Annotated in this window: 17 protein-coding genes; 6 read left to right on the plus strand and 11 right to left on the minus strand. The window is 35.3% G+C overall.

Going from position 1 to position 16,579, the window contains the following annotated elements:
• Positions 1 to 3: 3 nt before the first annotated feature.
• The 7 genes from AC0NJG_RS20120 to AC0NJG_RS20150 form a co-directional block, all read right to left on the minus strand.
• Entirely contained in the window at positions 4 to 1,059 is a 1,056-nt protein-coding gene (locus AC0NJG_RS20120) for a sulfate ABC transporter substrate-binding protein (protein ID WP_474063330.1), read from the minus strand.
• Positions 1,060 to 1,268: 209 nt separating this feature from the next.
• On the minus strand, positions 1,269 to 2,294 hold the full coding sequence (locus AC0NJG_RS20125; protein ID WP_087995380.1) for an S-layer homology domain-containing protein: 1,026 nt from the start codon (positions 2,292 to 2,294) through the stop codon (positions 1,269 to 1,271).
• A gap of 89 nt (positions 2,295 to 2,383) precedes the next feature.
• Positions 2,384 to 2,635, minus strand: a complete 252-nt coding sequence (locus AC0NJG_RS20130) for a hypothetical protein (RefSeq protein ID WP_000435468.1) — start codon at positions 2,633 to 2,635, stop codon at positions 2,384 to 2,386.
• A 112-nt stretch (positions 2,636 to 2,747) separates the two neighbouring features.
• Positions 2,748 to 4,280 (minus strand): fatty acid--CoA ligase family protein, encoded by a 1,533-nt coding sequence (locus AC0NJG_RS20135; RefSeq protein WP_087951613.1) that lies wholly within the window; start codon positions 4,278 to 4,280, stop codon positions 2,748 to 2,750.
• 161 nt (positions 4,281 to 4,441) lie between these two features.
• Entirely contained in the window at positions 4,442 to 4,774 is a 333-nt protein-coding gene (locus AC0NJG_RS20140) for a hypothetical protein (protein WP_097610105.1), read from the minus strand.
• A gap of 501 nt (positions 4,775 to 5,275) precedes the next feature.
• Positions 5,276 to 6,265, minus strand: coding sequence for a lipoate--protein ligase (locus tag AC0NJG_RS20145; RefSeq protein ID WP_062922014.1), 990 nt, complete (start codon positions 6,263 to 6,265; stop codon positions 5,276 to 5,278).
• A gap of 9 nt (positions 6,266 to 6,274) precedes the next feature.
• Positions 6,275 to 7,009: an MBL fold metallo-hydrolase gene (locus AC0NJG_RS20150; protein WP_474063331.1), complete on the minus strand. Its 735-nt coding sequence runs from the start codon at positions 7,007 to 7,009 to the stop codon at positions 6,275 to 6,277.
• A gap of 180 nt (positions 7,010 to 7,189) precedes the next feature.
• Between AC0NJG_RS20150 and yhfH the strand changes: the two genes are divergently transcribed.
• The gene (gene yhfH, locus AC0NJG_RS20155; protein WP_000567010.1) at positions 7,190 to 7,318 is read left to right on the plus strand and encodes a protein YhfH; all 129 of its coding nucleotides are present in this window, start codon (positions 7,190 to 7,192) and stop codon (positions 7,316 to 7,318) included.
• A 39-nt stretch (positions 7,319 to 7,357) separates the two neighbouring features.
• Here yhfH and AC0NJG_RS20160 read toward each other — a convergent pair whose 3' ends face one another.
• The gene (locus AC0NJG_RS20160) at positions 7,358 to 8,371 is read right to left on the minus strand and encodes a LacI family DNA-binding transcriptional regulator (protein ID WP_087951610.1); all 1,014 of its coding nucleotides are present in this window, start codon (positions 8,369 to 8,371) and stop codon (positions 7,358 to 7,360) included.
• 197 nt (positions 8,372 to 8,568) lie between these two features.
• Here AC0NJG_RS20160 and AC0NJG_RS20165 point away from each other — a divergent pair, with 197 nt between their 5' ends.
• The 4 genes from AC0NJG_RS20165 to AC0NJG_RS20180 all read left to right on the plus strand — a co-directional run bounded on the left by AC0NJG_RS20165 (position 8,569) and on the right by AC0NJG_RS20180 (position 12,671).
• On the plus strand, positions 8,569 to 9,510 hold the full coding sequence (locus AC0NJG_RS20165) for a helix-turn-helix transcriptional regulator (protein ID WP_474063332.1): 942 nt from the start codon (positions 8,569 to 8,571) through the stop codon (positions 9,508 to 9,510).
• Positions 9,511 to 9,594: 84 nt separating this feature from the next.
• A complete protein-coding gene (locus AC0NJG_RS20170; protein ID WP_087951608.1) occupies positions 9,595 to 10,095 on the plus strand; it encodes a DinB family protein in 501 nt (166 codons plus the stop codon).
• A 580-nt stretch (positions 10,096 to 10,675) separates the two neighbouring features.
• Entirely contained in the window at positions 10,676 to 11,413 is a 738-nt protein-coding gene (locus AC0NJG_RS20175; RefSeq protein WP_000733102.1) for a hypothetical protein, read from the plus strand.
• Between the two features lie 64 nt (positions 11,414 to 11,477).
• Positions 11,478 to 12,671 carry a hypothetical protein gene (locus AC0NJG_RS20180; RefSeq protein WP_000720213.1) on the plus strand — a complete coding sequence of 398 codons (1,194 nt, stop codon included), beginning with the start codon at positions 11,478 to 11,480 and terminating at the stop codon, positions 12,669 to 12,671.
• Between the two features lie 31 nt (positions 12,672 to 12,702).
• On the opposite strand, the gene AC0NJG_RS20185 is transcribed toward AC0NJG_RS20180, so the two are convergent.
• Positions 12,703 to 13,008 (minus strand): DUF2087 domain-containing protein, encoded by a 306-nt coding sequence (locus AC0NJG_RS20185; RefSeq protein WP_140421280.1) that lies wholly within the window; start codon positions 13,006 to 13,008, stop codon positions 12,703 to 12,705.
• On the minus strand, positions 13,001 to 13,237 hold the full coding sequence (locus tag AC0NJG_RS20190) for a hypothetical protein (protein ID WP_088327914.1): 237 nt from the start codon (positions 13,235 to 13,237) through the stop codon (positions 13,001 to 13,003). Before AC0NJG_RS20190 ends, AC0NJG_RS20185 begins: the two co-directional genes overlap by 8 nt.
• A gap of 320 nt (positions 13,238 to 13,557) precedes the next feature.
• Here AC0NJG_RS20190 and AC0NJG_RS20195 point away from each other — a divergent pair, with 320 nt between their 5' ends.
• Entirely contained in the window at positions 13,558 to 14,271 is a 714-nt protein-coding gene (locus AC0NJG_RS20195) for a hypothetical protein (protein WP_474063333.1), read from the plus strand.
• A 200-nt stretch (positions 14,272 to 14,471) separates the two neighbouring features.
• Here AC0NJG_RS20195 and AC0NJG_RS20200 read toward each other — a convergent pair.
• The coding region (locus AC0NJG_RS20200; RefSeq protein ID WP_474063334.1) for a YhgE/Pip family protein at positions 14,472 to 16,579 on the minus strand (2,108 nt) is incomplete at its 5' end.

Raw genomic sequence — 16,579 nt, forward strand, 5'->3', positions numbered from 1 at the left:
CCCTTATTTTTTATAAATTTGATCGAATATACCGCCATCATTAAAATGTTTTTCCTGCGCTTTTTTCCAACCACCAAATAGTTCATCTACTGTAAATAATTGAATCTTCGGAAATTGAGATGCGTATTTTTCTGCTACCTTTTCGTTACGAGGGCGATAGAAGTTTTTCGCTGCAACTTCTTGCCCCTTTTCTGAATACAAATATTCAAGATATCCTTCTGCCACTTTTCTCGTTCCTTTTTTATCAACTACTTTATCCACAACAGCTACTGGTGGTTCCGCTAGTATACTAATTGGAGGTGTTACAATTTCAAATTTATCTTTTCCGAGCTCTTTTTGTGATAGTAATGCTTCATTTTCCCACGCGATTAATACGTCACCAATTCCTTTTTCAACGAAAGTTGTCGTTGCTCCGCGTGCCCCTGAATCTAGTACTTCCACGTTTTTATAAATTTGACCGACAAACTCTTTCGCTTTATCTTCACTATTGTTATATTTTTTCAACGCATATCCCCATGCCCCTAAATAGTTCCAACGTGCTCCGCCTGATGTTTTCGGATTAGGCGTAATGACAGACACACCTTTTTTCGTTAAATCATCCCAATCTTTAATTCCTTTCGGGTTTCCTTTTCGTACAAGAAATACAATTGTTGATGTGTACGGAGTGGAATTATCCGCAAGTCGCTTCTGCCAATCTTCTGCTAGTTGTTTCTTCTTACTAATTGCATCAATATCATAAGCAAGTGCTAGTGTAACAACGTCTGCTTCTAAGCCATCAATGACAGAACGCGCTTGACTTCCAGATCCTCCGTGTGATTGTTTTACATTTACTGTTTGCCCATGCTTCTCTTTCCAGTACTTCGCAAAATCTTTATTGAAATCTTGATATAACTCCCTAGTTGGATCATACGAAACATTTAAAAGCTCAACTGTATTTTTATCTCCACTTCCTTCAGAATTATTAGTGGATGTTGCTGAACCACACCCTGATAAAAGTACAACTGCTGATAATAAAACACCTGTACTTTTCATAAACGCTGCCTTCCCCCACTGTTTCATCGTTAAATCCCCCTTAGTTTATACAATAGAAAAAGGCACACAATATATTCACAAACGTGAACATTGTGCGCCTTCAGTTTATCTGATTAGCTTCTAATGTATTCGATTTCTTTTCATTTTAATTCCGCAATTCGCATGTGTCAACTTGGAATTTTTTTTTAATAACGAAAAGTCAGTGAGGGAAAATCCTCACTGACTTTTCGTTCACTTTATTTCTTCAACTTATCCGTCTTCGCAATAAATTGTGCTGCTTCCGCACGGCTTACCGCTTTATCTGGAGCCCAGCCATTATCTGTTCCAATTGAAATGTTTTCTTGGATTAAAATATTGGCATACTTCGCACCCCAATGATTGTTTAAGTCAGCAAATTCTTTCGGTAGTTTTATATTTTCATTTCTTTCTAATTTATATGCATTTACTAGCATAGAAGCCATTGATGCACGGTTAATTAACCCGCTCGGATTAAAGTTACCCCTCTCATCACCTTTTACAATACCTGCTTTTTCAACAGCAGCGATATACGGCGTTGCCCAGTGATTTTGTGCATCAAGGAATGATGGCTTTGCATCTTTCTTAATTTCTAACCGTAAAACAGTTGCTAACATTTTTGCAGCGGAACTACGATCGATATTTTCAGCTGGTGCAAATGTACCGTCTGGCTTACCGTGTACTGCTTCTTTATCTACTAAATATTGAACTGATTCTTGTGCCCATGCTGGTACGTCAGAGAATTTAGGCTTCTGTTCAATTGCACTCGCATCAATTTCAAACTGTACTTGATATTTATGATCATATTTAATTGCTGGAATTAATATATGCATTTGCATATTATGTTTTTTCGAAAACTCATCAATTTCAAATTGAACAACTTTCGTACCGTTATTCGCTTTATCTTCGGAAATTACTTTTACATCATGGAATGTCCCTACTTTATTCTTATCTTCTACTCTAAGATACTGGAAATAGCTACTATCTTGAACTGTTAACGTAACGATTTTTTTATCACCTTGAATGGTTACTTTTGCATTTTTTAAATATGTAGACGCAACAGATGTATCATTCGTTTGATCTTTATAAGTCTTTAAAATAACGTCATACGTGCCATCTGCTAGTTTACTATTTGCTTTCATTTCAACCGCTGCTTCAGCTTTCGCGATTGGTGCCATAATACCGCTAAATGGAACTACTAACGTTGCTGCTATAACAAATGCATTTACATGTTTTTTCTTAATCATTATCAATATGACATCTCCCTTTATATGAATATACCCAACATAACTATCACATTGATAATGATTATCAATGTCAAACAAAAATAATACTATTATTTCCTACATAAGTACGCTTTCCGCTCATTTTTAAAAAGTAAATAATGCGCCGTATGAACTTTCCGTTCTAAATAATCGATAGAGTACGAGCTTGATGGATCCACTAAATCACCTATCGCTCCTGAAAGATGATCAATGACTTGCTGCAGTATTTCTAAGTTTTTCTTCTCACTTTCCGCGTTCATTTCATCCATAATGTCACAAATAAGATATTGTACTCGTCGCAAACGTAATTCCTTCTGCTCCACGTATATCTCCTCCTTATTAGTCATATTACGGTTTAAATATATGGCACCCTAGCTTAACCAATGCTAAAAAATAGAAAGGCAACCATCTTCATAAAGATGGTTGCCTCTATTTTTAAACTTGTATCGCTTTCTCTCTCAAAGCTCTTCTCAGCAACTTGCCTGTCGTATTCTTCGGCAATTCTGCTAAAAACTCGATACTCATTGGTACTTTATATTTTGCTAAATGTAACGTACAGTAATGCATGAGTTCCTCTTCTGTTACGTTAGCCTGTTTCAGAACGACGTAAGCTCGTACTGCTTCTCCTAAGTTTTCATCAGGAACGCCGATTACAACAACTTCCGCTACTGATTCGTGCGTATATAATACTTCTTCTACTTCACGAGGATATACGTTATAACCGCCTACTAGGACGATATCTTTTTTACGATCAACGATATAGAAGTAACCTTCTTCATCCATTTTCGCCAAGTCACCTGTATATAGCCAGCCGTCTTTCAACGTCGCAGCTGTGTCTTCTGGTGCGTTATAATATCCTTTCATAACGTTCGGCCCGCGAACAATTAATTCACCGACTGCACCAACAGGTACTTCTTCCCCAAGCTCATTTACAATTTTATTTTCTACATGCCAAATATTTGTGCCAATCGATCCTGGTTTACGAGGACGATCTAGCGGATTGAAACAAGTAACTGGTGATGCTTCTGATAAACCGTATCCTTCTGAAACAATAACGTCAAAACGTTTTTCAAAGTTTTGCAGAAGAGCAACAGGCATTGACGCACCACCTGAAATACAAAGGCGAAGCGTCTTCACATCTTCTGCGCTTGCTTCTTCAAATAAATATAAATAATTGTACATTGTCGGTACACCAGCAAAAATCGTCGGTTCGTACGTACGACAAATACGGAATACTTCTTTCGGACTAAATTTCGGTAACATCAAAATCGTTGCTCCGTTCACAATCGGTGCATTTACCGCCACTGTTAAACAGAATACGTGGAACATCGGCAGTGCCGCAACGACGCGATCATCAGCCGTATATTGTAAATACGATGCCACATCACTCGCATTACTATATAAATTTTTATGAGTTAACATAGCACCTTTCGGTTTTCCAGTTGTGCCCGAAGTGTATAAAATAACCGCTACATCTTCTTCATCTAGTTCAGGACCTTCGTAAGTTAAATCTCCAGCCCCTATCATTCTGGTAAACGTTTTCATTTTTTCGGTTTCTGTATGGTTAAAATCTGATGAGGTTTCACATATGATGATGTTTTCTAATGAAGGAAGTCTTGTTGTAAGAGATTGTATAACAGGTAGAAGGACGTCGAGTACGATGATTGTTTTTACATCTCCATTTTGTAAAATGTAATGCATTTCGTCTGCTGTATAAATTGGATTAACTGGAATAACAGTTGCTCCAGCTTTCATTGTTCCGTATAAACCGACCAAAAAATGTGGTGAATTTCCAACAACTAATGCGACATTGTCCCCTTTTCCAATGCCCATTGCTGCTAAATTGCTAGAAAACCTTGTGACCATTTTGTTTAATTGGTCATATGAGACCGACTGATCCATAAATATATAAGCCGGTTTATCCCCCTTCTTTTTCGCCGTTTCAGCCAAAGATTGAACGAGATTCACACAAACCCCACCTTTATAAAATTTAGAATATTTAAAAATTCTAAATTAATTATATTAAAAGAAAATTAAAGTGGCAAGTGTTATTCCATTAACTGCATATAAACAGATCACCTTCTCTTCATTTACTTTGGAAGGATAAGGGAATTTTATTTGCAAGTAATTTATGAAACTAGACCAAAAATCATTTTAGGATAATATGCACTCATCTTTTCTCTAAGTTTAGTAAGTTCCTCTTTATTTAACGTCGTATGCTCTCCAAACAAGTTGATCGCGTCCGCTCCATCTTCATGAAAATACACCGTAACATATAATGTCGGTAACCCTGTATTGTCTTCATCTATTGAAAAAACGACATCTGGTGTCTTATTAACAGTGCTGAATGTTTCATTTCTTTTCCACTTCTTATTTTGAAACATGTCTTGTATTTCCTGTATCTTTCGTCTGTTATCTGTATGCGTAAAATATATAACATTATCTTTCGCTGGTTTGCCAATAGATAAAGTGAAACTTTAATCAGTGGGGGTTTTCTTCATCCCCGACTGATTATTAGTTGAACCAATCGGACTTTTATGGGCAGTTGATCCCCCACCTAACTTCTTTGCTTTCGCTGAATTTTGAGGTGGGGATCTTACTGCCCATTAAAGTCGGATAAAAGTGTGCGACTTTGGGACGTTTCATCGTTACAAGCTGTCATTCCGATGACGAAGCTGAGCAATAATACAACGTACATTACCCTCTTCATTTCAATCCGCCTCCTTTTAAATATATATATTCCTTTATAAGGGGCAAATGTCTTGTGATTTTATGGTATATGAAATTATATCAGCGATTTTTCGAATATATCGACCGTAACTCGAAATATATCAGCGATTTTTAAAATATATCGACCGTAACTCGAAATATATCAGCGATTTTTAAAATATATCGACTTACCGACAAAACGCGACAATCTACGCAAAAAAAGAGGCTGCTCGTTACGACAGCCTCCCTTATTTTTAGAAGAACAAATGTAAGAAATCTTCTGTTGTAATATTACCGAAGTAGCGTGCGATATCTACGCCTTCTAAAGCTGTAGTGAATGCATCTTTATCGAATTGTACGCCTGTTAGACGTTCTTCAATATCATGCACATCTAGTGAACCGAAGAAGTCACCGTAAATTTTGCATTCTGTTACTGTTCCTTTTTTCACTTCAAGACGAACATCAACTTGTCCAACTGGGAAGCGGTGTGAATGTTGTAAGTTGAACTTCGGAGATTTTCCGTAGTTCCAATCCCAATTTTGGTAACGCTCTTCAGAAAGTTTATGGATTTCTTTCCAATCTTCTTCTGTTAATTCATACGTTGGAATTTCTGTTTCCCCTTCGAAAATTGTTTCTAGAAGAAGTTGTCTAAACTCTTCTGTCGTCATTTCTTCGTTTAGGAACTCTGTAATATTCGCAACGCGGCTACGGATTGATTTAATGCCTTTTGATTGGATTTTATCCATTTTTACTTTTAACGCTGATACGACGTGATCGATTTCAGAGTCAAATAGTAACGTACCATGACTGAACATACGACCTTTCGTTGAGAACTGCGCGTTACCTGAAATTTTTCTGCCTTCAGCTAAAATGTCGTTACGACCACTTAGTTCTGCATTTACCCCTAATTTACCAAGCGCTTTCGTTACAGGCTCTGTGAATTTTTTGAAGTTGCTGAAACTATCTCCATCATCTTTCGTAATAAAGCTGAAGTTTAAGTTTCCTAAATCATGATATACTGCGCCTCCGCCCGATAGACGACGAACAACATGAATACCTTTTTCTTTTACGTAATCTGCATTAATTTCTTCTACTGTGTTTTGGTTTTTACCAATGATAATGGAAGGTTCATTAATGTAGAAAAGTAAATATGTTTCGTTAATATCTAAATTCTTCACACAGTATTCTTCAATCGCTAAGTTTATTCTAGGATCTGTAATTCCTTTATTATCAATAAATAACATCGTATCACCTCATGAGTTCCATACGTAGCCACTATGCGCTAGCGTAATATGGCCACTGAAAATTTGTTTTGCTTCTGTTACTAAATCAGCTGGATTGCCTGTATGTGGTAAGTGCGTTAATAAAAGTTCTTTTACATTCGCATCTTTTGCAATACTTGCTACTTCTGTACTATTCATATGCCCTGCTTTTGCAGCCTCTTGATGTGCATACATATTACACTCACAAATGAAAAGATCAGCATCTTTTGTGAATGGAATAAATTCAGGAATATAACTTGAATCCGCACTGTATACTACAACATCATCGCCAGCTGTAATACGCATTGCAAAACATGTAACAGGATGAACAGTTTTTAAGAATGAAATCGAGAACGGTCCAATTTGAATTGTTTCTTCTGGATTGTACCCAATTCCTTTCGTATGTGGTTCATGCGTTAAAGAATGGAATCCATTCTCATCAAACGTATGACCGTAAATTGGTAGTTCCGGTAGTTGCCTTATTGTCGCGCTCGTAATTAATCTCGCATATTGCAATACCCCAATGTCTGCAACATGATCGTGATGGTAGTGCGACAGTACAACTGCATCTATATAAGACGGTGTTATATATTTTTGAAGCTGTGCTAGTACACCACTACCACAGTCTACAAGTAAACGAAAACCATCGTGTTCAAACAAATACCCCGACGTTGCTTCTCCCGCTTCTGGAAAGCCGCCCCAAAAGCCGACAACAGTCATTTTCATATGTATCCATCCTTTCTAAAACCGAGTAGAAATGTAGTTTTTACTTACACCCTACATTGTTAACTATAATCCATTTCCTAAACTTTTTCATTAATTTTCAACTTTGTTATAAAACAGTTGTTGACTTTCGTTATTTGTACTAATACAATGATAGTAAGAAATGGAAATGGAGGGATTGACATGATCGATCAACCAATGGAGTTTTTCAGAAATTTACCGACGAAAACTTGTGCGCACTGCGGGAAAGAAATTGATGAGCAGCACGAAGCATACCATAACAAATGTGATGACTGCGTTCACGAAGAATAGTAGTTTGTGAACATAAAAAAACCTAGCAGACATAGTCTACTAGGCTAATAACATCGTATCCTTCATCGTTGAACCTTTCACCAAGAGCTCCAGTTCAAACTCATACAATTCTTTTTTTCGATAATTTTTCGTATGGATTTTATCCATCATCAGGTCGACAACTTTTCGGGCCATCTCATCGATTGGCTGTTCAATTGTCGTAATACCTGGCTCTGTAATCTGTGATAAAATTTGATTATCAAAACCGATAACAGCGAGATCATCTGGAATACTCCAGTCATGGCGTTTCGCCTCTGAGATAATTCCAGCTGCTACCTCATCGCCTCCTGCCAAAATCGCGGTAGGATTTTTTTTGTCCTTTAATACTTCATGGAATATTCGTTTTCCATCCTCCCAAGAGAAAGCGTTTTCAAGAAAATCGATCGCTTCTACTTCGCGGCTCTTCTCTGTTATCGCACGTAAAAAGCCCATTTTTCGCTGTTGGCTAACGACTTTGGTTTCGTTACCACGGCAAAAAATAAGATTACGATACCCTTGTTCTAACACATGCTTAGCAGCTATGTATGCTCCTTGCGCATGATCAAACTTCACTGTTGGAACATTTGCTTCCTCAATATATTCATTACATAACACGATTGGACCGTGCTGTAAGTATGGCTCTACATCTTCCCATGAATTTTCTAGTGAACATAGAATAATCCCATCTACTTGTTTCGTAGATAATAATTGTAAATACTCCATCTCTTTTTCCGGTAAATATCTTGTTTGACAAATAATCAGTTTATATTTATGTTCAGAAGCAGCAATCTCGATTGCTTCAATAAATCTACTGAAGAAAGGATTTGTAATCCTTGGAACTAGCACCGCAATTGTTTCCGTCTTTTGTTTACGAAGCCTTCTCGCCGCAGAATTAGGAACGAAGCCTAAATGCTTCATTGCTAATTGAACCCTTTTTTTCTTCTCATCTGAAACATATGGATGATTATTAATCACCCTAGAAACCGTTGTCCTTGATAACCCCGCTAATTTCGCCACGTCCTCTATAGTCGACACGAAATTCTCCCCCTTTGCATGAAAACGTTTTCTTAAATTGATTATATAGTATATTATTGGAAACTGCAATATCGGTTGTTATGATTTTACTATATTAATATTATACATAGGGAAAAGTATGTTAATGGGAGGGGAAAACATACTGCTTTTAGAAGTTTACAGTAAGCATATTTATAAAAATTTGAAGGTGATATTTCATGAATCGGACAGATCGTTTATTAGCCATATTAATTGAATTACAAAGAAGACAAACTGTTACAGCAAAAAGCTTAGCTGAAAAATTCGAAACAAGTATAAGAACTATTTATCGAGACATGGATGCACTTAGTGAATCTGGCGTCCCACTTTTCGCCATGCCCGGCCACGGTTATTCATTAATGGATGGTTATTTCTTGCCCCCCATTCAGCTTACGCCTGAAGAGGCTGTTACTCTTTTACTAGGCGGTGATTATATCGAGAAAACTTTTACTTCTTCTTTTTCTGTACATGCACGATCAGCAAAAGAGAAACTTGAAATTGTTCTCCCTGCTGATCAACAAAAGAAAGCCCAGGAATTACGAGAAACTTTTCGTTTCCTTTCTCCTATATTTTCACATCATCAATCTGAACAAGAAAAACTAGAAAATCAACTTCTTCTATTGCAAGAATCTATTCAAAAAGAACAAGCTATCTCTTTTTCTTATCGGAAACCGAGAGAAACTACAAAAATAAAGCGGACCGTTCATCCTTATGGCTTAGTCAATATTTCAGGAATTTGGTACATCGTTGCCCACTGTTTACTTCGAAAACAAATACGCAATTTCCGCTTAGATCGTATGGATACATTACAGCAAGAACAAGAATTTTTCACAAAACCGAAAGACTTTTCTTTACAAAACTACAAGCCTGAAAGCAATCGTACTGTTACAATCCATTTATTGTTTCCATCTCATATTGCTCATAAAATTATTGAATCACGATATTTTTTTATAGATTCATATGAACATAAAGATAACGTTTTTCACGTCTTATTGAAATCAAGGAACATAGACGAAGTGTTTCAATGGGTATTGAGCTGGGGAAGCCAAGTGCAAGTACTTGAGCCAAAAATTCTTTCTGAGAAAATCCGTGATGAAGCAAAAAAAATGTTAAAACTTTAATTTCACTACTGACATAATGCTGTCAGTAGCCCTCCTTTATAGTAGGTATTAACAAATACATTTTTATAAAAAGGAGTTAACACTATGAAGAAATTTGAAGAATTAGCAACGTATTACATAGACGAATTAGAAAGGTACTCTATAGAACAATTTAGGATGAAGCCTTCTCATGAGGAATGGTCTCTCGGTCAAATGTATAATCACTTAATTTCAGCTACACGCATGCAGTTAGATGCAATCACGAAATGCAGAACTGAATTACCTTCTGTAACTAACAAGAAAACAGATATGGGAGAAAAGGTATATATGATGGGGGCTTTCCCGGACATAAAAATCAAATTACCAGATCATCCTGGATATACGCCTGAAAACCCAGCTAATAAAGAAGACGTACAGAAACAGCTTCTAGAATTAATTACAGTTGTTAAAGACATTGAGCCAACACTTTCTTCTATCCCTAGGGATTGTAAAGTCGAACATCCTGGGCTTGGTTACTTACATGCAGCAGAATGGTTCCAGCTTATTTTTATGCATTTTGCACATCATCTGCGCCAGAAAGAGCGATTAGAGAACGCAATTTCATAATTTCTCATAAAGGGAAAATGGAATCCTCCCACCAATATAGTGGGAGGAAGAATAAAATGTTTTAAAGATGGCTCAGATATTTACCTGGCCATCTTTTTAATCATGACTATTAAAATGGAACTATACAAAGTAAGCTACTAATTTGTAAGAACCCTCGTTGAAAAACTGAATTGAGACAATTATATACATTACTGAAAGTGAAAGTTCAAATAAAGTACTATTTTTATTTCTCAACAAAAAAACGTAGGGAATATAACAAATTACGAATATCACGTATTATAACAAATGGTACGACTAAAGAATAATTTTTATAAAGCCCACCATAATCATTCCCTCCTTTAATTCCTTAGACAAATATTCACACAAACTGTATTATACATTTCCATATAATTTATCTACACTTAAAAACATAATAACCTTATTTTTCAAACCTATTACAAGCTAAACTTTCTCAACAATTAATTACTAAAATACGATTTACAGCTATAAAACTATCACTTATCATTAAGGAGAATTTTACCATTTAAATAAAATACAGGTAAAATTCCCAAAAAAATAAATTGCACAAAGGGGATGGATTATGAAAAAGCTACATGCATTAACATTAACAATGGGGTTACTAGCTTCTACTGTAATTGTACCTACTGCTTCTCTGGCAAAAAGTGATGATTTACCTTACTTAAATGAAATCAAAAAAATGCAGCCCGATGTAAGTACACAAGAGCTAATATCTAGTATTAATGAATTAGCAAACAACACTGGGAATACAAAAGAAGCTGTTTCTGAACAGATTTATAAAGAGCTAAAAGCAGATGAAGAACAAGGCAAAAAAGAAGCAAGTAAAAAAATGAATACTTTAGGAGCTAGTGGTGGTACAGTTTCAGTAGGGAATAGCAATATGGGGGATTTCTTCTATACGGGTTCATACACTGCATACTTAAATCATGGACATGTTGGTATGTATTATAGTTCAAATACAATTGTTGAATCTGTACCAGGTGATGGCGTTCGTACAATTAGTACTACATCCCGTAAAGTAGATAAAGGAGATGCGGTAGTAAAATCCGTAAATACATCTTGGCAAAACAAAAATGATGCGGCATGGTGGGCAAAAGATCGTGTAGGTAAAGATTCATATTCTTATAATTTTGCTACAAATAGAAGTACAACCCATTATGGAGCTAAAAACTGTTCTAAATTAATTTGGTCGGCTTATCAACTTCATGGCGGACTAGATTTAGATAAAGATGGCGGTGCTGGTGTATATCCACGAGATGTTCGTGACGCAAAACAAACCTCAACAATTCGTAATATTTAATACTGAAGAAGAAGTGCAACAACTATAGTTGTTGCACTTCTTCTTATAAAAGGAGCTCATAACAGTGAAAAAAATAATCATTCTTATTTTAAGTGTAATTTTAATTGCAGCACTCATCTATTTTTTCTTCTTTAGAAACAGTACTGTAAATTCGATATCTGAAGAAGATATTGAAAAAAAGGATTTTTTAAAAGATAAACAAGCTGTCATATATCTCTCTTCTACCGCCGACCAAGATATGGATGGCAACGGGATTAGTTATGCGATATTCATCGATAAAAACGAAAAAGCACATGGATATAAAATGAATGGTTTAGAACTCGGCGGAATAGGTGTGTCTGATAACAAAAAAGAAATCGTACTAGAAAGTAAAGATAATATTAAATTTATTGGAGAAGATTTTAAAAATTATAAAATGAAATACCAACATACAGGAGATCAAAGGATATATTTAAAAAAACAAGACTTATTTGTTAACATTTACAATTCAGGCAGTAACTCCACTACTGGCAATTATGATTCAAATGTAATGTATGGTAATCAAAAGCAAATTCATAAAGGAAATATCCCTCATTATCTTATTAGTTCTGGCGTTAATACAGATGAAGTTTTAGTTTTAACTCAAGATATAGATAAAAATGAGCATAGTTTAAAAAAATTATTATTTAATGATTCAACTATGCATCTTGAAGATGTTACAACAATTAATCTTGATAAAAACATGTCGTATTCTAGTTACTCATCTATTTTAAGTGACTCAAATTTTTATTATACGATTTTAATTGAGAATGATAATTCAATTAAAGGAAAAGTATATTTATTACGCATTGATAAAAAATCATTAAAACAAGATTTAATTTTACTTTCTTCCGAGGAGAATTCCACAGCTTCCATACCATTTACAAAAAATAATTCCGCTTATCTACATAACAATGAATTATTTTTTATAAATGGACTAGGTGATGTCATAACTTTTAATACAGAAACAAATGCAGTCAATCTTAAATTCAAAATTGATTACCATGTAACCGATGGCGTTAGATATAATGAACAAACATATTTTGAAGACGATCAATTATATGTATTACGTTATAATGAAAAACAAGAACATAAATATTCTATAGAAACATACTCTCTAACAACCGGTAAAAAAATTAAAACTACTACAATCAAAGACATGGATCAAATTGTTACATCAGTTAAAGGTGGTAAATCCATTTACGCCTACGATTTTAAAATATTGCAACCAAATAAATAATAAGAAGCTCTGTTTTCAATAACAGAGCTTTTCATTTTAACTCCTCCCACTTCGTCCACATTTCTCTCCCATTTATACGGTACATATTATCCTCTCTGTCCATAAACCCCTGCACAATAAACTCGCGTCTAATCGTACAAAAATCGTCATGATATTGTTTGATGAATGCATTGATTTCTTTTTCCGTATACTGATTCTCCGCATTTAACTTGCTAATTAAATACTCTAACAATACTAGTTTTTTCTTCTTTTGACCTGGAATCGATTTTAGACGGTCCTCTTTATCGAAAAAATTACGAATGGTTGTATCTCTGAATTTCATTTCACTTTCAGTCATTTTGTTGTCCTCCATCGGTTTTTTCTTTATCATTTTTATTGATTTTTTTACTTAAAAAATCAATAAAGTAATACCCACTAATTAGCACATAGTAAACTACAAGTATTCCTAGTGCATCTCTCATACTTGTATATACTTCTTTATCAAACAATATAGGTGAAAGGGCGTAAACAAGAAAGATGATTAGCAGATTTAAGATAAAATAATAAGTAAGATTTCCTTTCATCATACCAGCCCCTCTACTCTATGTTTCTCTGTAAATTGTTGTAATTCCTATCCTTTTATTTAGCCTACACATGAAATATGGTGAAATTAAGAAAAAAAGGGATACAAAACAACCATTACATTATGAAGAAAATATTTTATCCACTTTAAGTACAGTTGTACACCTTTCTTACAACTGTATTTCTTTTTCATTTTTACTCCTCTCATCTACACTTCTCTTAATTTATTTATTACTTTTACGTCTGTAACTTTTTATTCAAATTAATAAATTCAGTATGGTAAATTATGTTATAATTTAATTATACATACTTTGGAGGGGAAATAGTGAAAAAAGCTATTATCGTATTCAGCATCCTATATCTTATTTTAACCGTACATACAGGAGCTGTTCTTTTAGGAAAAGAGGATTATAAAGGGACTATCAATACATTAAAGAAAACAAAGGAAACCGCTTCCTTTCAATCTGCAAAAGACGGTGTGATTTTATTAAAAGGAACATTAACTACCGCGCAACCTATTACAGAGGAAAAACTTCAAAATAAAGAATTTGCACTCCTTGAAATTAATACATATAAACGACGAAAAGCAAATTGGATAAACATTGATACTGAGCAGCATATTGCAAAGCAACTCTTACTAAACAATGAGACTCTTCCTGCATTAAAAGAAATCCGCTTCTCAATGGAACCAATTACACTGTCAGGCAAAGATATTTCTGCCGAAGACTATTCACTAAAAAAGGATGATACCCAATTAACAATTACAGGTAGAGGATACCGATACACCGGAATAGAAAACAAATCAGACGTTCTTATTTTTGGCATAAAAAAAGGAGATACACTTGAAGGTTATAGTGGCTCTGAAATTCTAATAGGAAAAACAAAAGAGGACATTGCCAGCAACATGAAACTATATACTTTTGCTGAAAAATATGGTCCATTTGTTTGGATTGTAGCTACAATTATTCTTATAAGTATTACTATATACTTCTTCCGTAAAAATAGAAAAACAAATGAAATTTCTCAGCCTATAAAGTGAAACTTTAATCAGTAGGTGTTTTGTTCAGCCCTCACTGATTATTAGCCCACACTAATCAGGCGTTTATTGGCAGTCTATCTCCCACCTAGCTTCTTTTCTCTAGCCAAATTTTGAGGTGGGAGTCTTACTGCCCACAAATAGCGGATAAAAAAAGACCAATAAAAAAGGCACCATTTCGGTACCTTTTTTATGTTCCTTATTTAAGCTTCAACCGATTGATTTTCAGCAATATTTCTAAATTGTCGTTTGTGCATCCAAGTTAATGAAGCGATTGTTCCAAGTGATAATACAACGATGAAGATCATGAGCATTCCAATGTTTTGCCACATGAAGTTAAAGTCTCCGCTTGATACGACTGCCTTCAATCCAGATACAGAGTATGTCATCGGTAACCAAGCATTGAATGGTTGTAAAAACTTCGGAATCAATTCTAGCGGGAATGTTCCGGCACTCGTTGTCAGCTGAATAATTAATGTGATGATGGCAATGAAACGTCCTGCATCACCGAATGCTGTTACTAAACATTGAATTAATGCGATAAACGCTAAACTTGTAACGATGCTAAAGAGTATGAAATACGGAATACTTTGTACTTCTACACCTAATCCGAATAGTAATATGATATCTGCTACTACAGCTTGAATAATACCGACTGATAGTAAAACGCCGAACTTACTAATAAACCAGCTAAACCCTGATTTTGGAACACCAACTGTGTCACGTAATGGATATACGATAGATAATAATAGTGCCCCAACGAATAAACCGAGTGATAAGAAATACGGTGTGAATCCAGTTCCGTAGTTTGGAACTTCCGCCATTTTCTCCGTCTTCACTTTTACAGGGCTTGCAAACATATCATACGTTTTATCGGTCCCTTTTACTTCACCAGTTTTTTCTGCTCCTTCGCCAAGTTTCTCAGCAAGTTCACCTGAACCGTCGTTTACTTTTACGAGACCATCTGTTACTTTTCCTGATCCGTCTGCTAGTTTATTTACGCCGTCGATTAGCTGGGTTGAGCCTGTTGACATTTTATTTAGACCACCATTTAGAGTACCTAAGCCAGTTGTTACTTGATTAGATCCATCTGCTAATTGATTTACGCCACCTGCCATTTGGTTTGCTCCTACAGATAATGTACCTAAACCACCAGTTACTTGGCTTGAGCCATCTGCCAATTTCGTTACACCTACAGATAGTGTCCCTAATCCGCCTGTTACTTGACTCGAGCCATCTGCTAATTGATTTACACCACCTGCCATTTGGTTTGCTCCTGCAGATAGTGCCCCTAATCCACCTGTTACTTGACTCGAGCCATCTGCTAATTGATTTACACCACCTGCCATTTGATTTGCTCCTGCAGATAATGTGTCTAAGCCACCTGTTACTTGACCCGAGCCATCTGCTAATTGATTTATCGCATCAATTAATTGACCGGATTCATTTTTAAATTTATTTGTACCTTCTTTAGCAGTATTTAACTTCGCACCAAACCCTTGAAATTTTTCAACAAACCCTTTTTGTGCACTGGATAATTGCTCAATACCAACGGTTAAGGATTTTAATTCTGTTGCATTCGGCAGTTTACTTGGTCCATCACCTGTTTTTTGATTTATTTCGCCTTTTATTTGTTTTACTTCTTCATTTAATTTATTTGTTCCACCTGCTACCCCAGCAGATTTTTGCTGAACTGTCGTTGTACTTTTTACGGCACTTGTTATGAATGGTTGTAACTGCTCTTGATATTCTTTTGGTAAACTTTCAATTTGCTTTTGTAAATTCGCTACATCTTGTACTGCATTTTTTGCATCTTCTGCTGTTGAGTGCGTAAGTTCATTTAATTGATCCACATTTTCCCCAGCTCCATCTATTTTCTCATTTACTGTATTCAATATAGAAGGACCTTTCGACTGCATTTCCTCTAAGCCCGCAGCAGATTTTTGTACGTTACTATTTAAATCTTGCAATCCCTTTTGAATTTCTTGAGACACTTTTTCTAATTGATTTTGTCCTTCAACAAGTTTCCCCATACCATTTGATAGATCAGTTGTTCCTTTTTGTAATTCACCGGATTTACTTACTAATTTATTCAAACCCCCAGTCACTTTCTCAGATCCATCATGCAATTCATCAATTCCTTTTTGCATTTCACCCGTTTTGCTATTTAACGTATTTAAACCTGCTGTTACTTTTCCTGACCCATCTACTAATTTTCCTATACCTGCTTGCATCTCACCTGTTTTACTATTTAGTGTATTTAAACCTGCTGTTACTTTTCCTGACCCATCTACTAATTTTCCTATACCTG

This window comes from Bacillus sp. SSR7, from assembly GCF_055902415.1.